15 protein-coding genes are annotated in these 20,046 nt (G+C 43.8%); 10 read left to right on the top strand and 5 right to left on the bottom strand.

All coding sequences use genetic code 11. The features are described 5' to 3' along the window. Positions 1-11: 11 nt before the first annotated feature. The 4 genes from ACQZ43_RS15475 to ACQZ43_RS15460 all read left to right on the top strand — a co-directional run bounded on the left by ACQZ43_RS15475 (position 12) and on the right by ACQZ43_RS15460 (position 5,348). On the top strand, positions 12-1,490 hold the full coding sequence (locus ACQZ43_RS15475; RefSeq protein ID WP_430613596.1) for a hypothetical protein: 1,479 nt from the start codon (positions 12-14) through the stop codon (positions 1,488-1,490). After that, positions 1,480-2,898 (top strand): GDSL-type esterase/lipase family protein, encoded by a 1,419-nt coding sequence (locus tag ACQZ43_RS15470; RefSeq protein ID WP_430613594.1) that lies wholly within the window; start codon positions 1,480-1,482, stop codon positions 2,896-2,898. The genes ACQZ43_RS15475 and ACQZ43_RS15470 overlap by 11 nt, the downstream gene beginning before the upstream one ends. Beyond that, the gene (locus ACQZ43_RS15465) at positions 2,898-4,568 is read left to right on the top strand and encodes an MBOAT family O-acyltransferase (protein WP_430613593.1); all 1,671 of its coding nucleotides are present in this window, start codon (positions 2,898-2,900) and stop codon (positions 4,566-4,568) included. The genes ACQZ43_RS15470 and ACQZ43_RS15465 overlap by 1 nt, the downstream gene beginning before the upstream one ends. 180 nt (positions 4,569-4,748) lie before the next feature. Further along, the gene (locus tag ACQZ43_RS15460; RefSeq protein ID WP_430613592.1) at positions 4,749-5,348 is read left to right on the top strand and encodes a hypothetical protein; all 600 of its coding nucleotides are present in this window, start codon (positions 4,749-4,751) and stop codon (positions 5,346-5,348) included. 78 nt (positions 5,349-5,426) lie between these two features. Here the strand turns inward: ACQZ43_RS15460 and ACQZ43_RS15455 are convergent, their stop codons facing one another. Further along, a complete protein-coding gene (locus ACQZ43_RS15455; protein ID WP_430613591.1) occupies positions 5,427-5,837 on the bottom strand; it encodes a DUF5684 domain-containing protein in 411 nt (136 codons plus the stop codon). Between the two features lie 123 nt (positions 5,838-5,960). Further along, a complete protein-coding gene (locus ACQZ43_RS15450) occupies positions 5,961-7,649 on the bottom strand; it encodes an RluA family pseudouridine synthase (protein WP_430613590.1) in 1,689 nt (562 codons plus the stop codon). Positions 7,650-7,967: 318 nt separating this feature from the next. Here ACQZ43_RS15450 and ffh point away from each other — a divergent pair, with 318 nt between their 5' ends. The 6 genes from ffh (at position 7,968) to ACQZ43_RS15420 (ending at position 14,674) form a co-directional block, all read left to right on the top strand. Beyond that, positions 7,968-9,305, top strand: a complete 1,338-nt coding sequence (gene ffh / locus ACQZ43_RS15445; protein WP_430613589.1) for a signal recognition particle protein — start codon at positions 7,968-7,970, stop codon at positions 9,303-9,305. A gap of 84 nt (positions 9,306-9,389) precedes the next feature. Then, positions 9,390-10,277 (top strand): bifunctional 5,10-methylenetetrahydrofolate dehydrogenase/5,10-methenyltetrahydrofolate cyclohydrolase, encoded by an 888-nt coding sequence (locus tag ACQZ43_RS15440; protein WP_430613588.1) that lies wholly within the window; start codon positions 9,390-9,392, stop codon positions 10,275-10,277. Between the two features lie 95 nt (positions 10,278-10,372). Beyond that, complete coding sequence (locus ACQZ43_RS15435) at positions 10,373-12,145, top strand: MutS-related protein (RefSeq protein ID WP_430613587.1); 1,773 nt, start codon at positions 10,373-10,375, stop codon at positions 12,143-12,145. Positions 12,146-12,260: 115 nt separating this feature from the next. After that, the gene (locus ACQZ43_RS15430; RefSeq protein ID WP_430613586.1) at positions 12,261-12,875 is read left to right on the top strand and encodes a hypothetical protein; all 615 of its coding nucleotides are present in this window, start codon (positions 12,261-12,263) and stop codon (positions 12,873-12,875) included. Position 12,876: 1 nt separating this feature from the next. After that, positions 12,877-13,167, top strand: coding sequence for a winged helix-turn-helix domain-containing protein (locus ACQZ43_RS15425; protein WP_430613585.1), 291 nt, complete (start codon positions 12,877-12,879; stop codon positions 13,165-13,167). A 70-nt stretch (positions 13,168-13,237) separates the two neighbouring features. Beyond that, a complete protein-coding gene (locus ACQZ43_RS15420; protein ID WP_430613583.1) occupies positions 13,238-14,674 on the top strand; it encodes a DUF4173 domain-containing protein in 1,437 nt (478 codons plus the stop codon). On the opposite strand, the gene ACQZ43_RS15415 is transcribed toward ACQZ43_RS15420, so the two are convergent. The 3 genes from ACQZ43_RS15415 to ACQZ43_RS15405 form a co-directional block, all read right to left on the bottom strand. Further along, positions 14,671-16,377, bottom strand: a complete 1,707-nt coding sequence (locus ACQZ43_RS15415; RefSeq protein WP_430615708.1) for an APC family permease — start codon at positions 16,375-16,377, stop codon at positions 14,671-14,673. The two genes, ACQZ43_RS15420 and ACQZ43_RS15415, sit on opposite strands and share 4 nt — an antisense overlap. 238 nt (positions 16,378-16,615) lie before the next feature. Further along, entirely contained in the window at positions 16,616-19,024 is a 2,409-nt protein-coding gene (locus ACQZ43_RS15410; protein ID WP_430613582.1) for a TonB-dependent siderophore receptor, read from the bottom strand. 418 nt (positions 19,025-19,442) lie between these two features. Continuing rightward, positions 19,443-20,003: a hypothetical protein gene (locus tag ACQZ43_RS15405; protein WP_430613580.1), complete on the bottom strand. Its 561-nt coding sequence runs from the start codon at positions 20,001-20,003 to the stop codon at positions 19,443-19,445. Between the last annotated feature and the right edge of the window lie 43 nt (positions 20,004-20,046).

Genomic DNA, 20,046 nt, shown 5'->3' with positions numbered 1-20,046 from the left:
CCTGTAATAGCGTGAAAATATCTAAATCGTATGCCTTTCAATCATTCGCCATTGTACTGATGGCGACTGGTTTTTTCTTGGTTTTTAAAACCTATCTACCGAAGAAAATATTTAAAGAATCCGAATCTAAAAACAAGCATATCGTTGTGGATAGTTTGCTTTTAGAAGCTTTTGAGGAGGAAAAAGACGCCCGACAAAAGGGATTGAACCTGTCGGAAACCGATAGCCTTACAAGCGTTGACTCCCTGTCGACCATACTTTCCGATGAGCCGGCAAATACCTTTAGGGGATTTGTTTATATGCACGCCTTCTATGAAAAACTCTACCAATTGGAAGTAGAGCAAAAGGGCAAGGTACGCATTGCTTATTACGGAGATTCGATGACCGATGGCGATATGATCGTTCAGGATTTGCGCAGGGACTTCCAAAATAAATATGGCGGACAAGGCGTGGGCTTTGTCTCGGTAACCTCCGAATCAGCCGGTTCGAGAAGCTCGATATCGCACCAATTCTCTGCGAACTGGAAGGTACAGTCGTACCTCAATGTCAAAAATCCAATCAAACCCTTTGGTATCAACGGGCATGTCTTTTTCGCAAAGGACACGGTCAACAGTACGTGGGTCCGTTATAAATCGTCGGCCAATTCGCATTTAAGCGTGTTGAATAAACCGACTTTGTTTTATGGAAAATCGAACAACACCAAGGGACAGTTGCGCTTGATAATCGGCAAGGACACCCTGATTAAAAGGCTGAATCCCGTGGGCGAACTCAATACCCTTACGCTGTCTGAAAGCAATTTAAAGGGCTTTAAAGCCGATTTTATACAGGCGGATTCCATCCCTTTTTACGGAGTTAACTTTGACGATCAACAAGGGGTTCACGTCGATAATTTTTCCAATAGAGGGAACTCCGGATTGCCCTTAACGACGTTTAAACCCGGTATTATGAATCAGTTTCAACAGAAATTGGGCTATCAGTTAATCATTTTGCACTACGGTACCAATGTGTTGAATTACGGTTCGTATAACTACAGTTGGTACGAGCGTCAAATGAGTCGGGTTGTGGAAAATTTGAGAAATTGCTTCCCTGGGGTTTCGATTTTGGTGGTTTCCACCGCCGATAAAGCGACGAAATACGATTTAACCATGCAAACCGATTCTGCCGTCTCGCCTTTGGTGAGTGCACAGCGCAAATACGCCATTGCCAATCAAACGGGATTTGTCAATTTATACCAATTGATGGGGGGAGACGGATCGATGGTCAAATGGGTAGAAGACATTCCGGCCAAGGCGAATAAAGATTATACGCATTTCAATCACCGCGGCGCCAAACAGGTGTCTACGATGATTTTTAAACAGCTGGAAGAGGGCTATGAAGCCTATAAAAAAGGCAAAACCGGATTGGTACAACCGGCAGAACCCGTTGTGGTAAAGCCCAAAGCTAAGGATACGATAAAAGTTAAACGAAAAGAGAATTTAAATGTTCATTAGAAAATTAGTGGGTCTGTGTCTGTTAATCGGCTGTCAATGGGCTTGGGCTCAGGGCGATAATACGGCCTTGCTACCCGAGGAAACCGACAGCTTACGGCTGGTAAAACACGCGGAAAATGAAATTTTAAACGCCGAGGTTTTAAAGCCTTTTTTTCAAAAGGTCGAACAACTCCAACAGCGCAAAAGCGGCAAAATCAACATCGTACACGTGGGGGATTCCCATATACAGGCCGATTTGTTTACCGGTAAAATTAGAGAACTGCTGCAATCGGAATGGGGCAATGGCGGATTGGGTTTTTCCTTTCCCTATAAACTGGCCAAGACCAACGGCAACGGCTATGTGACTTACAGTTCCGATAGCGAGTGGAACAGCTATAGAAACATCTACCCCTTAAACGGGTCGGTAGTCGGTTTAAGCGGTATTGCCTTATCGCCCAAAAAGAAGGATTTCTTTATTGAAATCACCCTGCGCGAACCGCGGTTTCAATTTACCAAAATGAAGATATTCACCCCGGGCAATGAAGCGTCCTATGATGTGGCTACCGCTTCAAAAACCATAGTCGTGGAGCAAAAAGTACCTCAGAAAATCAACCATCGAATAAAAAAAGGCGAAGCCATTGGAAGTATCGCCAAGAAATACGGGGTTACGCTCGAGCAAATTAAAAAGGCCAATAGCTTAAAGGGGAATTTAATCCACGCGGGAAAGGTTTTGTATATCCCTTCTAATCTCGTGGAGACCAAGTCGGTTTCCCGATCCGAATTCATACCCTTGGAAACCGAAGCTAAAAGTCAGTATCACGAGTTTAACAATAGCTCGGCCCTGTCCAAGATTTACCTATTGCCCAACAAAAATGCGGACACTTATAATTTAAACGGATTGGTTTTTGAAAACGACCAAGCCGGACTGTTGTATCACAGCATTGGAGTCAATGGCGCGAAGTTCTCCGACTACAATAAATACCCGTTGTTTTTTGACCAAGTCAAAGGCCTGCATCCGGATTTATTGGTTATTTCGTTGGGAACCAATGAAGCCTTTGACAAGATGGAAACCGCCAACTATATGGAGCAGTTGTACGATTTTATCAAAGAAATCAAAAAGCAGTCGCCCGAAGTGACGGTGCTGCTCACCACACCACCACCGTCATTGTTTCAGAAAAAAATTCCAAATACGTATTCCGAAGGCTATGCCGATTCGGTGCTGGCCGATGCGGAAACGCAGAAATATGCCGTATGGGACCTGTTTCACATCTTGGGAGGTGCGACAAGTGTTCAAGAGAATTTTGACAAGGGATGGGTGGCCAGAGACTATGTTCACTATTCCAAAACGGGCTATGAATACAAGGGGGCTTTGTTTGCAACTGCATTGCTAGAAGCTTTTAAAAATTTTAAAATTTCTCATAAAAATTAATGTCCATACTCGATTTTAGTTTGCCCGTCCTCACGATGGCTGATGTCATCAAATGGTTTTCTTTTAACCCCAAAGAGCCCCTGTTATTCAATTCGGGCTTGTTTCTAGGGATGTTCTTGGTTTTCTATCTCCTCTATATCGGTATTAGAAAAACCTTCCATCTGCGGTTGATTTATGTGGTGCTGTTCTCGCTCTTTTTCTATTACAAATCGAGCGGTATGTTTTTCCTGCTGCTGGTGGGCTCATCCATTATTGACTATTACTTGGCCAACATCATCTACCGCGAGCAAAAGCAAACCAAGAAAAAGGTGCTGCTGACCATCAGTGTGCTGATCAATCTGGGGATGCTCGGGTATTTTAAATATACCAATTTTGTCTTGGACGGCTTTAATTTGTTGTCGGGAGCCAGTTACCACTTAAACGATTTGATACTCCCGGTGGGTATTTCGTTTTTTACCTTTCAGTCCATCAGTTATATCATCGAAGTCTATCGCAAGGAAATTGAACCGACCAAGAGCTTTGTAGATTATTTGTTTTTTATCTCCTTTTTCCCGCAGTTGGTCGCCGGACCCATAGTGCGTGCCAAAGACTTTATCCCACAGATTTATCAACGACTCCACATTTCCAGAGAATATGTCAATGAAGGCCTGTTTCTCATCATTGGAGGGGTGCTAAAAAAGGCGGTGATCTCCGATTATATTTCCGTCAACTTTGTCGATCGGGTATTCGACGCGCCAAACAGCTATACCGCCTTTGAAAATTTAATGGCTACCTACGGTTATGCCATTCAAATCTATTGCGACTTCTCGGGCTATTCAGATATGGCTATCGGTATTGCTCTGCTGTTGGGGTATCGCTTGCCGATCAACTTTGACGTGCCGTACCAATCGGCGTCGATAACGGAGTTTTGGAGACGCTGGCATATATCGTTATCAACCTGGTTAAAAGACTTCTTATACATATCCATAGGGGGAAACCGCAAGGGAACCTTTGCCGGTTACCTGTTCCCAGCCTTGTTTTTTGTGGGAATTTTAGGATGGGGAATCTATTTTTATCAAGAGAACATCGTTCCTTTAATCATAGCTATCAGCTCTTGCGTCGTATTTGTATTGACCATTATCTTGGCTAAAAACAAGGAGAAAACCCTGTTTACCAACTTTAACCTCTTTACCACGATGTTGTTAGGCGGATTGTGGCACGGGGCGAGTATGCGTTTTATCATCTGGGGCGCCTTACACGGAATTGCCTTGGCGATTCACAAGACGATAGACGAGTTGTTCCCCGCTAAAAAGGGTCAGAAACCCCGCAGTAATTTTGGCTTGTGGCGAATAACTTCCATTTTTATTACCTTTCACTTTGTGGCCTTTTGTTGGATTTTCTTTAGAGCAAAGGATTTTCCTACGGCCTTGGATGTGATTTATAATATAGGCGAGGTGCGCTGGGACGTAGAGCAATTTAAGACGATAATCATCAGTTATAAAAACGTGTTCCTATTGATTGCCATCGGTTTTGTTTGGCATTTTATTCCCAAAAAGTGGATGGGAGGCGTTCGCATTTTGTTCGACAAGCTGCCTATGTTGCTCAAGGCAGCCCTGTTGGGATTTGTGTTTTGGATCGTCTTTGCAACCGCGGCAGCCGGACCCCAACCTTTTATCTATTTCCAATTCTAGTTTAATCCAACTGAATTTGCTTTGCCGTGCCCCAGCGATGAGAATTTTATCGCTAGGGTGTTGCGCTCGTATTTAATGTTAAATTTTTTTTTGCTTTTTTTGGAATTTTGTAGTTTTATAAAATGCTGGAGGAGAATGCGGTAAAAAAATAAAACAGTAAAGTTAAAATAACAGGGGTTTATGAAGAGGAGTAGTGTATTTAATTGGTGCGTAAGCGCGATGTTTCTAACGGGTTTTTCAAGTGTATTTGCACAGAAAATCAGCTCGGGAAATGTAGCGTTCTTAGAAGGGGAAACGGCTATTAGGGTTGTTTTTGATAATTCTAAACTCGTATATGGTGATTTAAAAAGATCAGAGGAGGCCTATGTCAGTGCACGTGCTAAGGTCGTAGCTAGAAACGAGGCTAAAGAAGATTTTCGCAAAACCTGGGAAAGGCATGTCAACAGAAACATTCCCCGAAAATTTCTCACGAGTGCAAATAAAAACAGCGATTTACAGTTTGTTACTGATTCATTGACCAACTATACCTTAATCGTTAAGTCCTTATGGATGATACCGGGAGAACCCGGTTGGAAGAAAGCGCGTTTAAATGCGACCTTGACCTTTGTGGATACGCAAAACCTCGAACGGGAGTATTTGAAAATCGATTTTAAAAGAATTAAGGGCGGGAGTATGGGTAAAACGAGAAATTTGTATATGGAAGAGTGTTATGCCAAGACTGCAAAAGAAATGGCTCGCTTGCTTAAAAAGCAGCAGCGAAAAAAGCGTGGAAGCTTGTAAGCCTTCTAGCTAAGGGTAAAAACAAAAGGCGACTGGATTTCAAAAATCCAGTCGCCTTTTTATTTACATAGCGGCGTTTTAAACGCGATCGCTTGGTGCAGCTGTACCGTCAGAACCGGCTGGCCCTATGTATTGAGCGCTTCCAAATCCTAAAATCGGAGAGAATATAAAAGGTAAAAACACTAATCCCACTGTAAAGGCTTCGGTTTTGCCAAAGCTCTTTGCTAGTAAATTGGTAACCCAAATCGAGATAACGATATTGACTCCTGGAACTAAGTACAAGAAAATCCACCAAAGGGGTTTTCCTGTGATTTCTAAAAGTACAATTAAATTATAAATCGGTACAATTGCCGCCCATCCCGGTTTTCCGGCTTTTTGAAAAATTTTCCATTGCGCAGCGAATATGATAACTAATACGGCTAGGTAAAAAAGTCCCACTCCAGCTCCAAATGCTAACATTCCTTCATTTGCATAAATTTCCTCGTTCATATAGATAAAATTAAATTAATAAATGTTTTAACATGATAAAAATAATACAAAAGTAAGTTAATATCTAATAAAATGGCCTTAAAAAATTTTTTAATACAGTGTTTTAAGGCGAATATCGAATTTCTAGAAAGGCGGTGTTGCGCGGAAAATCAGGGCTTCTCCACTGAAGGGATGGGTGAGTTCGAGCACTTCGGCATGCAGGTGCAGTCGATTGGATTTTTGACCATACAAATCGTCGCCGACTATAGCGCAGCCCAAACCCAGCTGATGAGCAGCGTGAACGCGAAGCTGATGCGTACGCCCGCTAATGGGCCAAAAGTGAACCCGCGTTTGTCCTTCGAGTCTGTCAATCACTTGCCACTGCGTTTTGGCCGGCTTGCCGTGCTCGTAACACACGAGCTGCCGTGGTCGGTCGTCCAAATCGACGCGCAAGGGGAGTTCAATTTCGCCCTGCTCGCCCGAAACCATCCCGTTTAAGAGTGCGGTGTACCGCTTTTTTACCCGGCGTTTTATAAATTGACTTTGCAGCTGTTGATGGCTGGCCTTGTCTTTGGCGATGACCAACAAACCCGAGGTCGACATGTCCAAACGATGGACGATTAAGGGGCCCGTTGCTTTGGGATACCGCATTTTCATGCGTTGATAAACCGAATCTTGAATGTAAATTCCCGGTACGGACAAAAACTCTGCGGGTTTGTTGACCACGACCATATAGTCATCCTCGTAGATGATTTCCAAATCCACGCCCAAAGCCGGATTGACGAGCAAGGGGTTTTCGTCCACGTTTAAGCCCTGTAACATGTGCGTCAATATCGGTTCGCATTTTCCCCGACAGGCCGGGTAAAAATAACCGTGTTGACGAATTTCCGATTTGGGCGAGGCTCCCCACCAAAACTCGGCCAATGCCACGGGTTTTAAATCGTTTTTATAGGCGTATTGCAACAGCCGCGGTGCCGCACAATCGCCCGCTGCTGCGGGGGGCTGTAGCAAAGCGGTTTCCTGAAATACCGACACCACATCTCGGGTTTCCCCACGGGCATTTAAAAATTGATATTGCTCAAAAAGCCGCGCTTGCAGGGCGTTGGAGGTGTTTTTCCGAGTGTTTCTGAGCTTTGTAAGGGCCTTTTCGAAAACGCTTAACTCCACCGCAAGCCCGTCGATAACCCCTTTCCACCAGGCGATTAACAGGTTTAATTCGTGCTTATCTCTCAGGCTTTGCTTGATAAGATCGGCATGGTAGTGCTCGTATGCTGTGTGGTCTAAAATCGCTTGTTGCACGCTGCGCTGCGCTTTGCGCTCGGATTTTAAGTGCTTTAAGTCCGCTTTTTTTAGTTGTATGGATTTTTGTGCCTGCTTTTGCGCGTCGCTGTAAGCGTCTTGCAGTGCTAAATAGTCTGCTGCGCGTTCGAGTGTTTCGATTTGCCGATGGAGCGCATTGAGGGTACTTTCGCCTTCCAAGAAAAAACTAGTCGGATGAAAGGCGTCGAATATAGGAGGAACAAAGGGCAAGGCTGCTTTGTTTGGCGGCAGTTTACCGGAATAGGCCGTGAGATAGCCCAGTTCCTTATCCGCGTTTTGAACGACCAAGACGCCAAACATCTTGCCGAGAGCCGTACTGTTTTGGTCGACACCTCCTTGCAACTCGGGCCATGCGGCAGTCAGAAATTGCTGCAGTTCGGCTGCGGCTGTTTTGGCCAACGCGTGTGGTTCGTAATAAAACGGAAAAGTAAAGGTGTCGGGCAAGGCGATGTGGGAAACATCGCTGTGATACCGATGCCATATAGGGGAGTTGTCCGATGGGTCTAAATTCATGCTCGCGGTTTAATAGCGGCAAAAATACAACCAATTCACCTAAAAAAGAACGGCTAATCGCGCTAAAAAAACGAACTGTGGGCGGCAGATTTAAAAAGTTCAGCCCGGCGTTATACACCTCCTTAATAATCGCAGCGGTGGCAAAGCGGCAAAGAAAAACAGGGGATGCTAAAATTCGCAACGCAAAACGCAGCAGAGCGCCAAAATCGACTAAAATAAGAAAATAAAGTGATTTTATCCTAAACTTTAATCATACAGCCGTTTGCGACTTTAGTAGTTTATATTATCTTTGTCGATTCAGTATTAAACGATACAATCATGTTTGACAATTTAAGCGATAAATTAGATAAAGCCTTTCATATACTTAAAGGGCACGGGAAAATTACAGAAGTAAACGTAGCCGATACCTTAAAAGAAGTGCGTAGAGCATTATTGGATGCCGATGTCAATTTTAAAATTGCCAAGGATTTTACCAATAGAGTTAAGGATAAGGCCCTAGGACAAGATGTATTGACTACCCTACAACCGGGGCAGTTGATGATTAAAATCGTTAAGGACGAATTGATCGAATTGATGGGAGGTGATGTTGCGGGAATCAATCTTTCAGCTTCGCCATCTATTATATTGATGTCGGGTTTACAAGGTTCGGGAAAGACGACTTTCTCCGGAAAATTGGCCAATTTTTTAAAGACAAAAAAGAATAAAAAGCCGCTTTTAGTAGCTTGTGATATTTACAGACCGGCAGCGATTAATCAGTTGCAGGTAGTCGGTGAGCAAATCGGCGTAGAGGTCTATACCGAAGCGGGAAACAACAATGCCGTAGAAATTGCGCAAAACGCGGTTAAATACGCCAAATCCAATGGATTTAACGTGGTTATCGTCGATACCGCTGGACGCTTGGCTGTTGACGAGCAGATGATGACCGAGATTGCCAATGTACACCAAGCCATACAACCTCACGAAACCTTGTTTGTAGTCGATTCCATGACGGGACAAGATGCAGTCAATACCGCTAAGGCATTTAATGATCGATTGAATTTTGACGGGGTAATCCTGACTAAATTAGATGGAGATACTCGGGGTGGTGCGGCGATATCGATTAAATCGGTAGTCAACAAACCCATTAAGTTTATCGGTACCGGAGAGAAGATGGATGCCATCGATATTTTCTATCCCGATCGTATGGCCGATCGTATTTTGGGAATGGGTGACGTTATCTCCTTAGTAGAGCGCGCACAAGCGCAATACGATGAGGAAGAAGCGCGAAAAATTCAAAAGAAAATCGCCAAAAACGAATTTGGTTTTGACGATTTCCTCTCTCAGATTCAACAAGTTAAAAAAATGGGTAATATGAAAGACCTGGTTGGTATGATACCGGGTGTGGGTAAAGCCTTAAAAGACGTAGATATCGAAGACGATGCCTTTAAACACATCGAAGCGATTATCCACTCGATGACGCCCGAAGAACGCAGTAAACCCGTTTTGCTCGATGCCAAGAGAAAGGCGCGTATCGCCAAGGGATCGGGAACGGATATCCAACAAGTCAATCAATTGCTCAAGCAGTTTGATCAGATGAGTAAGATGATGAAGATGATGCAAGGCGCTAAAGGGAAAAATCTGATGCGAATGATGGGGAACTTAAAGGGAATGCAATAACATATATGGAAAAGGTTTGAATGTAAATTTAAACCTTCTTCTTTTTTGAGCTAACAACAACAACAACAAAAATAGATTATATCAATGCAACTACTAGACGGTAATAAGGTATCCAACGATATCAAAGACGAAATCGCAGCCGAAGTTTCTAAGATGGTGGAAAAAGGGGAGAAAGTCCCCCATTTAGCCGCTGTAATCGTAGGAAACGACGGAGCTAGTTTAACCTATGTGGGAAGTAAGGTCAAAGCGTGTGAACGCGTTGGTTTTGAATCGACCATGGTACGCCTTTCAGGAACTACTTCAGAAGTGGAATTGTTGGCAAAAATCAAAGAACTCAATGAAAACGACGATATAGACGGTTTTATTATTCAATTGCCCTTACCGCCGCAAATCGATACCCAAAAGGTATTGATGGCTGTTGATCCCAGCAAGGATGTCGACGGATTCCATCCGGAGAATTTTGGGAAAATGGCCTTGGATATGACCACTTTTATTCCGGCAACTCCCTTTGGAATTTTGGAATTATTAGAGCGTTACAACGTGGATACCCAAGGAAAACACACCGTGGTTATTGGTCGTTCACACATCGTTGGTCGTCCGATGAGTATATTGATGGGCAGAAAGGGCTTTCCGGGTAATTCTACCGTAACCCTCACCCACAGCCATACGAAAAACATCACCCAAATTACCTCGCAAGCAGATATTATCATCTCGGCTTTGGGGGTTCCCAACTTTTTAAAGGCCGAAATGGTGAAGGACGACGTGGTTATTATCGATGTGGGCATTACCAGAGTGCCCGACGAAAATGCCCCGCGTGGTTATAAAATTACCGGAGATGTGGATTTCGAAAACGTCAGTAAAAAAGCGTCTTTTATCACACCAGTACCCGGTGGAGTAGGACCGATGACCATATCGATGTTGCTAAAAAACACCCTTTTGGCCCGTGAGCGAAGAGCCAAAATGAAATTATAAGCCTAAAAGTAATCAACACAGGGAAAAACCATTCTTAATTTTTTGAGGATGGTTTTTTTAGCTGTAATTTGTAATCGCAAACCAAGTGTTTAGTCATGGATTTATACCAAAAATTTTTCAGTCAGTACGCGGAGCAGTTTCACCAATTGAGAAAAAAATACCGCTTAATCGGTACGGTGAGACTGGTGGTGGTACTCGCGGTTTTTTACTTTTTTTACCGGTTTTTAAGCAGCGAGCAAAACGGCTATCTCTGGCTGGTTTTTGGGCTGATTGCCCTGTTTGTCGTGCTGATGCGCATCCATCTTAAGATGTCGTGGAAAATGCGTTACAACCAAGCCATCATGGAGGTGAATGAGGAGGAATTGGCATTTTTAAAAGAGAAAAAACGCCCCTTTGACGACGGTAAAGAATTTATGCAAACCCAGCATCCCTATGCTTATGACTTGGATATCTTTGGCGCGCAGTCGCTGTTTCAGTTTTTGAATCGCAGCGCCTCGCACATCGGAAAATTCCAATTGGCCAACTTGCTCAATCGCGTTTTACCAGCCAGCGAAATACTCGAAAATCAAGAAGCCGTTAAAGAGTTATCCACCCAAGTGGAATGGCGGCAAAACATCAGTGCCCTGTCCAAAATGGCACCGATTCAGAAAGCGGACTACGAGCGCATTAAAACCTGGGCAAACAGCGATGCTGTTTCGCTTTCATCGGCAACGCGCATCGCGTCGTTTGTCGTTCCGGTATTGCTGCTGATCGCTATAGGGGGAACCTGGTTTTTTGATCAGGCCTTCTGGGGCTATTTGGTTTCCTTGCTCTTTAGTGTCAATCTGATATTGGCCACCTTAAAAACGAGGGCGATACAGCGGGAAATCGTCGGTGCCGACAAAATACACGAAACCATACAAAACTACAGTACCATTATTAGAAAAGTAGAGAAAAGCGAATTTAAAAGCGCCAAATTGCAAGGCTATATCGCTGTTTTTACTCAAGACAACCCCACTGCCAGTCAGAAATTGGCGCAGTTATCCGAATATTTTGAAAAAATCAATACCATTGCCAATATTTTTGTCTTGGTGGTTTTTAACGGATTTTTTCAATACCACATACACGTGTTAAACGGCCTGCTAAACTGGAAAAAGCAACATGCCAAATCCGTACCGCTGTGGTTGGATTGCATAGGCGAAATAGAAGCCTTAAACGCTTTGGCCAATTTTTCGTACAACAACCGAAATTACTGCTTTCCCACTTTAAACGAAACGCGTAAGCTGCACTTTAAAGACTTGGGACACCCCTTAATCGACGCTTCCAAACGCGTGTCCAACGACATCGATTTTTCCAACCAACGCTTTGTCATACTCACCGGCTCCAATATGTCGGGCAAGAGTACGTTTTTGAGAACCGTCGGCATCAATCTGGTTTTAGCCGGTATTGGCGCTCCAATTTGCAGCTCCAAAGCGACTTTCTTTCCCATGCCTATATTTGTATCGATGCGCCTGGAAGACTCCTTAAGCGATAGCGAATCTTATTTTTATGCCGAAGTCAAGCGACTCAAACTGATCGTCGAGTCCGTAAAGGAACAACCCTGCTTTGTACTGCTAGACGAAATCCTGCGCGGTACCAATTCCGACGACAAACAATCGGGGACCATTGGAGTGATCTTAAAACTGATTCAAGACCAAACCTTTGGAATGATTGCCACCCACGATTTGGAGGTCTGCGAAATCACCAAAGACCAACCCGATATTTTGGCCAACAAGTGCTTTGAAGTCGAGATGCGCGACGAGGAATTGTTTTTTGACTACAAAATATACGACGGCATTTGCAAAAATAAAAATGCCACCTTTATCATGAAAAAAATGGGAATTATTTAATTCCCATTTTTTTTTGTAAAAAAAACAGCGCATAGCTTGCGAGTTTAATTATTTCAAATAACTTTGTAGTTCAAAGTAGATGGTATGCTTTGAGTCAACACTAATAGATAGACGTATGAAAAACAGTACTACAGACGATTTGGCACATATCCGCGAAATGATGGAGCGTTCTTCGCGTTTTATATCACTGAGCGGTCTGTCCGGTATAGTAGCCGGCTGTTTGGGCTTGTTTGGTGCCGCTGGGGCTTATGGTTTAATGCGGCAATCGGGTATGGATTACTTTGACAAGGGCGGTAAAACCTACGATGCGCTATTGGGCCAGCAACTGCTGTTACTCGCTTTGGCCGTTTTGATTTTGGCTGTGCTGTTTGGCGTGTATTTTACCGTGGCAAAGAGTCGCCGATTGGATTTGCCGATTTGGACCAGTACGACAAAGAAGATGGTGGTGAGTTTGCTGATTCCCTTAATCGCCGGGGCCTTTTTCTGTGCCGCGCTGTTCGTTAACAACCACTTCGAACTGATTGCACCGTCCTTGCTGGTCTTTTATGGTTTAGCGCTGATCAACGTGGAGAAATACACCTATTCCGACGTCAAAATACTGGGACTACTGGAGTTGAGTCTGGGCTTAATCGCCGGGTTTATACCGGGCTTGGGCTTGGTGTTTTGGGCGCTGGGTTTTGGTGTTTTACACCTGTTGTACGGGCTTATTCTCTATAAAAAATACAATTAGAATGGGGATTATCGACGGGTTAAACAAGGATTTTGAAAGTAGGGTTCGCTTGGGAATGCTGTCTGTTTTGATGGTCAACGACTGGGTGGACTTCAACGAGATGAAGCAACTTTTAAAAGTCACCGACGGTAATTTAGCCAGTCATGCCGCAGCTTTGGAAAAGCGGGAATACCTGGTCGTTAAAAAGGAGTTTGTCGGCAAAAAGCCGCGTACTTCCTATAGTGCAACACCGCTGGGTAAGGCGGCGTTCTCCAAGCATCTCGATGCCTTGGAAAAATTAATGAGACCGTAAAGGGCTTATTTTTTTACCTTTTAACTTTGAAGTGCAAAGTACTTTTAAAAATGAAATAACATAATTACAGATGAAAAAACAATTTCTTATCGGAGGTTCTACAGCGGTTTTCACCCTGTTGTTTTACGACGAATATTTGGGTTTAAACGGCGCTTTATATGCCTTGCTGCTCTTGGGGGCTACCGTGTTTAAGTTTCCGCAGCTCCTGCGCCAAGCCGTTGGTCCGTTTTTGGTAGCGGCCGTGCTGCTGTCGTCGTTTTCCTTCGCGTGGCTGCCCGATTTTGCCAGTTTCTTTGCCCTGGCGGCCTCTTTGGTATTGCTGCGGATTTACGCGGCGAATCCCGCGCTTAAGTGGGTCTTTGCACCGCCGATTGTACTGCTGAATTTCTTTGCGTTTGCATACCGGATGTGGCAGCGGATTCATTGGATAGAAGGCGATGTCAAAGGGCCGAAACAATACGCGCTTAAAGTGTTTATGTATGTGGTAATTCCCTTGGTTTTTATCAGTGGTTTTGTCGCGATTTACATCCTGAGCAGCGCGTATCTCTCGCAGTTCCTCCAGGGGATTGACTTGAATTTTAATCTGTGGCTGCTCATGGGGTGTATCGGCTTGGGACTGTGTTTTTCGTTTTCGTACTGGGATTGTTGGATTCCGGATTCGATCAAAGAACTCAGCGCCAAGTGGCAGTCGTCCTTTTCTCATTTAGACGGGAGCATGGGGGTAGAGCGAACCTCGCCGATCGATGCGAATTTGGAGCGACGCAGTGGGGAAATCACCTTGATTTTGCTCAATGGCTTTCTATTGGTCTTTTTGTTTTTCTATAATTACGAGCAGTTTTTTGAAACGGAAAGCACCGCCAACCTCAGTGCACAAACCCATCAGCGGGTCAATTCGCTCATATTGTCGATTGTGATGGCCATCGCTTTGCTGTTGTTTTATTTCAAGGGTGCCTTTAATTTTGATCCCAAGGCCAAACGCCTTAAGGGCTTGGCACAAATCTGGATCGTGCTCAACGGCATTATGGTTTTGAGTGCGGCGATAAAAAATATGGAATACGTGTGGAAGCTCGGACTTACCTCAAAGCGGCTGGGGGTGTTTTTGTTCTTGATCCTCTGCGCGGTGGGCTTGTTCTATAGCCGCCGAAAGATCAGCCGTCAACTCACCAATTTTTATTTGGTCAATCGCATGGTGGCGGCTGTTTTTATTGCCGTGTTGGTTTGCGGTATGGTGAATTGGAATGGGGTAATTACCCGTTACAACCTCGCCCAAGACAAGGTGGATATGGAATACTTGATGGAAATTAGTGTGGGTAGCGAAGGGCAGCTCTTGCATTATATCGATGCCGAGCAGGACGAAAACCCCGCGATGAAGAGCGTTGAAGAAGTGCTGACTACGCGCGTGAACGAGGAAAGAGCCCAATCGATATTGTCGACCGGACTCTACTACCGCTGGATTCATTTTCCCGATAAAAAAACCGAAAGTGCAACACTTTTTCCTAATGACTAAACTTGGTCGTCGGGCGCGAGGCTGTTGTTGGAATTTTGCTTTCTCAATCCACTGTTTCTATAGCCGTAAAAGATATAGACTACCATGCCGATGGCAAACCACACCAAAAACCAAAACCAGTTGTTGTGCGTCATTCCGGTCAATAAATACAAACAAGAAGCCAATCCCAGCAGGGGAATTAGCGACAGCTTTTTAAAGAAAGTCAGTACGGCCAGTCCAAAGAGCAGCAACAGATAGATGCTCATAGACATTCTGAATTCCCCTTCCTTGGGATGTCCCCATTCCAAAATCGTAGCAAAGAAGTCGGGGTAGAGGTAGTAGAACGTGGCCACGGCTGCTATACTCATCCACGGAAAGACGTATTTGGCATTGACAAACGGAATTTTAAACTGTCCCTTTCCCTTTTTGGGTTGTGGATAAAAAAGAATACCCCCACAAACGATACAAAAGGCGAAGATGGTGCCTATGCTGGTAAAATCCAGTATAAAGGTTTTCTCGGTAAAAAATATGGGAATGGCTACGATTATACCCGTAACTACAGTGGCAAATGAAGGGGTTTTGTATTTGGGATGTATGGTCTGAAATTTTTTGGGCAATAAACCGTCTTTACTCATTACGTACCAGATACGGGGTTGTCCCATTTGATAGACGAGTAAAACAGTCGTTATGGCAATGACGCCGACTATCGAGATGATGAATTCCATCCAAATCAAATTGGCGTTGTCGCTGTTAAAGATAAACGAAAGCGGATCGCCTATACCGTCAAAAGCGCGGTAATCGACCATACCGGTCAATACGAGTACCAGCAGTACGTAAACCGTGGTACAGACCACCAGGGTAATCATCATAGCACGAGGCAAATCGCGTTTGGGGTCTTTGCACTCTTCGGAAAGTACGCTGAGGGCATCAAAGCCCACATAGGCAAAAAACACCCCGCTAACGGCAGCCATAACGCCAGAAAAGCCATTGGGCATCATCGAACGCAGGTTGGTTTCCGAATTGAGTGGCGTCCAATTGGACAGGTCTATATAAAAAGAACCGACGATGATAATCAGTACGATGGCAATCAGTTTGATCAATACAAAGACATTGTTTAAATTGCGGCTTTCCTTGATTCCGATATAACAAACCCAAGTGATGAACAAATTGATACACAGGGCTGGAACGTCGACGATAATTTTGAGGTTGCCCAACATAGGAGCGTGCTCCCAAGCGTTGATCAGCCGTTGATTGAGCGTGCCCGATAGGATGCCTTTCTGGGCCTCAAAATAACTGGTCGATAAAAATTCGGGTATGTGAATCCCGAGGTTTTTCATAAAGGAGGTAAAGTAGTTCGACCACGAAAAGGAAACAAACACATTGCCAAAACTGTATTCCATAATCAGCGTCCAGCCGATTATCCAAGCGACGATTTCTCCAAAGGAAGCATAAGCATAGGTGTATGCACTACCGGCAGTGGGAATTCTACTGGCAAATTCCGCATAGCACATCGCGGTAAAGCAACAGGCAAAACCACAGATGATATACAGGAATATAACCCCAGGGCCACCGGCAAATATCGCTTCGCCCAAGCTGCTAAAACTACCCGCCCCAATGATGGAGGCAATTCCCAAGAAAACAATATCGCCCAGCCCCAAAACCTTTTTTAATTCACTCGGTGCAGCTGCGGCGTTGTAATCTTTTCGCGTCAGTAGATTTTTTATTAGACCCATATTTGTTTGAATGAAGTGAATGCACCTTTAAAAAAATAATGCAGGCTGCAAATATAAACATGCGACGAAAGATAAAAAACTATTTTGACTTTTATATACGGCTGTAAGAGAATCCCGCAAAGGGAACAAGGGCTTAAAAACAAAAAACCTCCCGAATTGGGAGGTTTTGTGGAAATAAAGCAAAGGAGGTCAAAGGCGCCTAAACGCCTGTTGTAGCCTTTGTTTTTTATTAGAATTTATAGCTCAATTGTGCTGCAAAATTTCTTGGGTCGATTTCATTGATGTTTCCACCTCTAAAGTAGGAGGTATATCCCAATTGGTCGGCTAAGTTATTTCCAAATACGCGGATAGTAGCGTTTTTGTAGGTATAGCTCACTTGTGCGTTTAAAGTCAGGTATGAAGGCATGTCAAACGGTTTGATTCCCGGTGTCGTTCCGTGTTGGTCCGTAACCATTGAATATTCGTTTACCGGTCTGTCTCCTACGTAATAAGCGCCAAAACCTACCGATAATCCTTTAAGTGCCCCTTGAGATACTTGGTAGTTCGCCCACGCATTTACCGTGTGGTTCGGTGCATTCATCGGTGCAGAACCGTCTACATAAGATGGGCTGTTTTTATATTGTGCATCCAAATAAGCATAACCCAACATCACTTGTAAGTCGTTGGTGATTTTACCGGTGATATCTACCTCAAATCCCGTTCTTTTTAAATCTCCTGCCAAGATGTACTTTCCTTTAACCTCTGTGAAATCTTCCGTGTAATAAGGTGCCGCTAGGTTTTCGTTGTTTAGGATAAAATACGTAAAGTTAAAGCTCAAACGCTCGTTTAACCAATCCGATTTAAATCCGAATTCAATTTGTTTGGTTTTGGAAGTTCCCACAGTTCCTCCATAGTATAATTCGTTGTTCGAGGAACGATTGCTACTCGTAGTCGTATACGATCCAAATACGTTGATGTTCTTAGTTGGCGAAAGGATTAATCCGTATAATGGATCCCACGCTTCAATCGATCTGCCTTTCGTAGTGTTTCCGTTTAAACGGCTGTATCTAAGTCCCAATACCGCTTTGATATACGGATTTACTTCGATAAAATCTTGAGCCATAAAACCGATGGTTGGCGTTGTAATCGTATTTCTTCCTTGCCCAACGAAATAGTAACCATCGGGTAAATCATTGGAAATCGGTCCCGAAACGTCGATAACGTCGATTTTGTTGTCGGGTTTTGTATTGTCATCTCTAGATTCATTAAACGTTCCAAAGGCTTCTGTAGTTACCGAATTTTGTCTGTAGTCAAAACCGACCTGGAAAGTGTGTTTTAAAACACCCGTTTGGATTTCTTTTCCGACTAAGTCGATCTGAACCACCGAGTTTTTGTCGTTGGTATAGTTTTTCGATAAACTTCTCGTTCTTTCGTAAGGGTTTGTAGTCTTGGCATTAAAATTACTAACAGACGATGCCAAGTTATCCGTTTTGCTGATCGAATTGATCGCTGCTATACGAATGCTTAAATTATCGGTAAGTTCTCTTTGAAAACGAGCAGAGTAGTTAAAAGCATCCAAGTTGTTTCTGTCGCTTTTAAAACCTAAAAACTTATTGTGTGGCATCTCGTACAATTTGTTTTCCGAAATCTCACCCAAGTTGATGGTTCCTTTATCCGGAGTCACTGAGGCTCCTAAATAATCCATTTCCAAGTTTAACGTACTCTTTTCATCCACTTTCCACTCTAGGGAAGGGTTGATATAAATCTTTTCTTTTTCTGTATTTATTCTAAAACCGTCTGCTTTTTCATAAGCGGCGTTTACACGTAGGGACACGGTTTCTTTTTTGTCTAAAATCTGTTCGAAATCTACCGTAGGACGAATCTGATTCCAGCTGCCTCCTCTAAATCCCACTTCGGTTTGATTGCGGAAATTAGGGCTTTTGGTCACGACGTTGATCACACCACCGGCGCTTCCCAATCCGTCTCCAAATCCTTGAGTCACCGCCGCAGATCCTTTGATAACTTGTACGCTTTCTACACCTTGCATATCAGATACAGCAGAAGCCGTTCTAAAATCCGAATCCATCATCACGCCGTTTCTCAAAACCGGCGTTCCTCTAAATCCACGGATACTCATACTCTCTTTTACCCCACCATAAGTGTTGAATAGGGTAACACCAGCTACGTTTCTCGCCGCATCGGTAATTGTTAGCGCTCCTTGCTCCTTGATAATCGCATCGGATACGATACTGATCGATTGTACCTGATCTTTTATCTTGAGAGGCAAACGCGTTAAGTTTTGTACTTTTCTTTGATTTTTATTGTCGTTGGTGTACAATTCAATCGTATTCATTTCGTTATCGGAAGTGGTCATCGAAAAATTTAAACTCTGATCGTCTTTGGTAAAGGTTACGTTTTGTGCGTTAACTACATATCCAATGAGTTGCACCTTTACTACTTGTACGCCTGGTTTGATGTTTCTCAGGGTATATTCACCGCGTTCATTGGTTTGAGTAGATTGTTTGGTGGCTTCAATAAAAACCGTAGCATAGGCTATGGGTTTATTATTTTCATCATTAACACGACCTTTCAACTTCGAATTTTGGGCATATCCAAAACTTAAAGAAAACAACATTAAAAAAGTTAATACAGCTCTCATAGTGGTTTTTTATTTAGACTTAATTTAAACTGCTGCAAAAGTAGCTAAATTAATTATAAAAAAAAGGCTATTTTTTAATTAGATTTTAAAAATTGTATTTGTATTTGGTTTTTTACGATATGGTTTTTAATTTTATTAAAATACTCGAGATATGTTGCTTTTTTTGCGAAATTGGGTCGAATTTATTGTTTTATCGCCTGTGGGATTTGTTTTTAGCAGCGGCGAAAGCACCGGGAACGCTTAAAATCGGTGCGTTTTTGAGGTTTTTGGCCGCGTATGAATTCCAGTCGACGGTTGGGGCGTCAGGTGTAGGGGGGCTGAGGACTAAAATCGGTTGCGGTTGACAGTAAACGGCGGTAGGGGGGCGCTGTGTTTTTGGAAGTCTGCCGAGCGGATATGCCATCCGTTCTCCGGTGGCTTACGCAAAATAATGCAGGTCGATCAACAGGGTCTCACCGCTTTTCCATTGTATCCAACCGTAGTGACGGTCGTTTTCCGGACCGTATTTCAACTGCAACCACGATCCCATTATGCGATGGGGCATATAGTAATAGACCTCCTGAGTTGGGGTGGGGCTTTTTTCTGCTCGCACATCGGGCCGACTGCGAATGGGGTTGTCGGTCGAATTAAAACTCACGGCAAACACAGTGAGTATGTGCTGCTCCCAAGTCTGCAATTGTATTTGGTCGGAGTTTTTTGGCAGGTAGCCGAGCTGTTGGTCTTCGAGCCATACCGCGTAGTGTGTAGCGGTTTGATGCAGGCATTTAAGCGCGAGGATATTGTCGCCACCAAACTGGGTAAGCGTCGTCAATACTTCGCCATTGCTGTGGTAAACGGGTATAGGACTGGCGTCGACATACAATGGACTCCCGGTGATTATGCCGATGGCACCGGCTATCTTTTGCTGTTGAAGGTCGGTTTGGTGGGTGGCGTTGCTGCTTACTACCGCATTGGTGGTAGCTAGGGGCTTAGGCTCCATACAGCCGATAAAAACCAAATTTTCATACGGTCGTCTTTTGTTG

The organism is Flavobacterium sp. JP2137, assembly GCF_050562195.1.
Classification (GTDB): Bacteria; Bacteroidota; Bacteroidia; order Flavobacteriales; family Flavobacteriaceae; genus Flavobacterium.
This window is presented reverse-complemented; position numbering and strand designations above follow the sequence as displayed.

What these genes read in the sequence shown, in the direction of transcription:
- ACQZ43_RS15470 (WP_430613594.1), top strand. Translation starts at nt 1,480, where the DNA reads ATGTTCATTAGAAAATTAGTGGGTCTGTGTCTGTTAATCGGCTGTCAA.
- ACQZ43_RS15465 (WP_430613593.1), top strand. Translation starts at nt 2,898, where the DNA reads ATGTCCATACTCGATTTTAGTTTGCCCGTCCTCACGATGGCTGATGTC.
- ACQZ43_RS15460 (WP_430613592.1), top strand. Translation starts at nt 4,749, where the DNA reads ATGAAGAGGAGTAGTGTATTTAATTGGTGCGTAAGCGCGATGTTTCTA.
- ACQZ43_RS15455 (WP_430613591.1), bottom strand. Translation starts at nt 5,837, where the DNA reads ATGAACGAGGAAATTTATGCAAATGAAGGAATGTTAGCATTTGGAGCT.
- ACQZ43_RS15450 (WP_430613590.1), bottom strand. Translation starts at nt 7,649, where the DNA reads ATGAATTTAGACCCATCGGACAACTCCCCTATATGGCATCGGTATCAC.
- ffh (WP_430613589.1), top strand. Translation starts at nt 7,968, where the DNA reads ATGTTTGACAATTTAAGCGATAAATTAGATAAAGCCTTTCATATACTT.
- ACQZ43_RS15440 (WP_430613588.1), top strand. Translation starts at nt 9,390, where the DNA reads ATGCAACTACTAGACGGTAATAAGGTATCCAACGATATCAAAGACGAA.
- ACQZ43_RS15435 (WP_430613587.1), top strand. Translation starts at nt 10,373, where the DNA reads ATGGATTTATACCAAAAATTTTTCAGTCAGTACGCGGAGCAGTTTCAC.
- ACQZ43_RS15430 (WP_430613586.1), top strand. Translation starts at nt 12,261, where the DNA reads ATGAAAAACAGTACTACAGACGATTTGGCACATATCCGCGAAATGATG.
- ACQZ43_RS15425 (WP_430613585.1), top strand. Translation starts at nt 12,877, where the DNA reads ATGGGGATTATCGACGGGTTAAACAAGGATTTTGAAAGTAGGGTTCGC.
- ACQZ43_RS15420 (WP_430613583.1), top strand. Translation starts at nt 13,238, where the DNA reads ATGAAAAAACAATTTCTTATCGGAGGTTCTACAGCGGTTTTCACCCTG.
- ACQZ43_RS15410 (WP_430613582.1), bottom strand. Translation starts at nt 19,024, where the DNA reads ATGAGAGCTGTATTAACTTTTTTAATGTTGTTTTCTTTAAGTTTTGGA.
- ACQZ43_RS15405 (WP_430613580.1), bottom strand. Translation starts at nt 20,003, where the DNA reads ATGGAGCCTAAGCCCCTAGCTACCACCAATGCGGTAGTAAGCAGCAAC.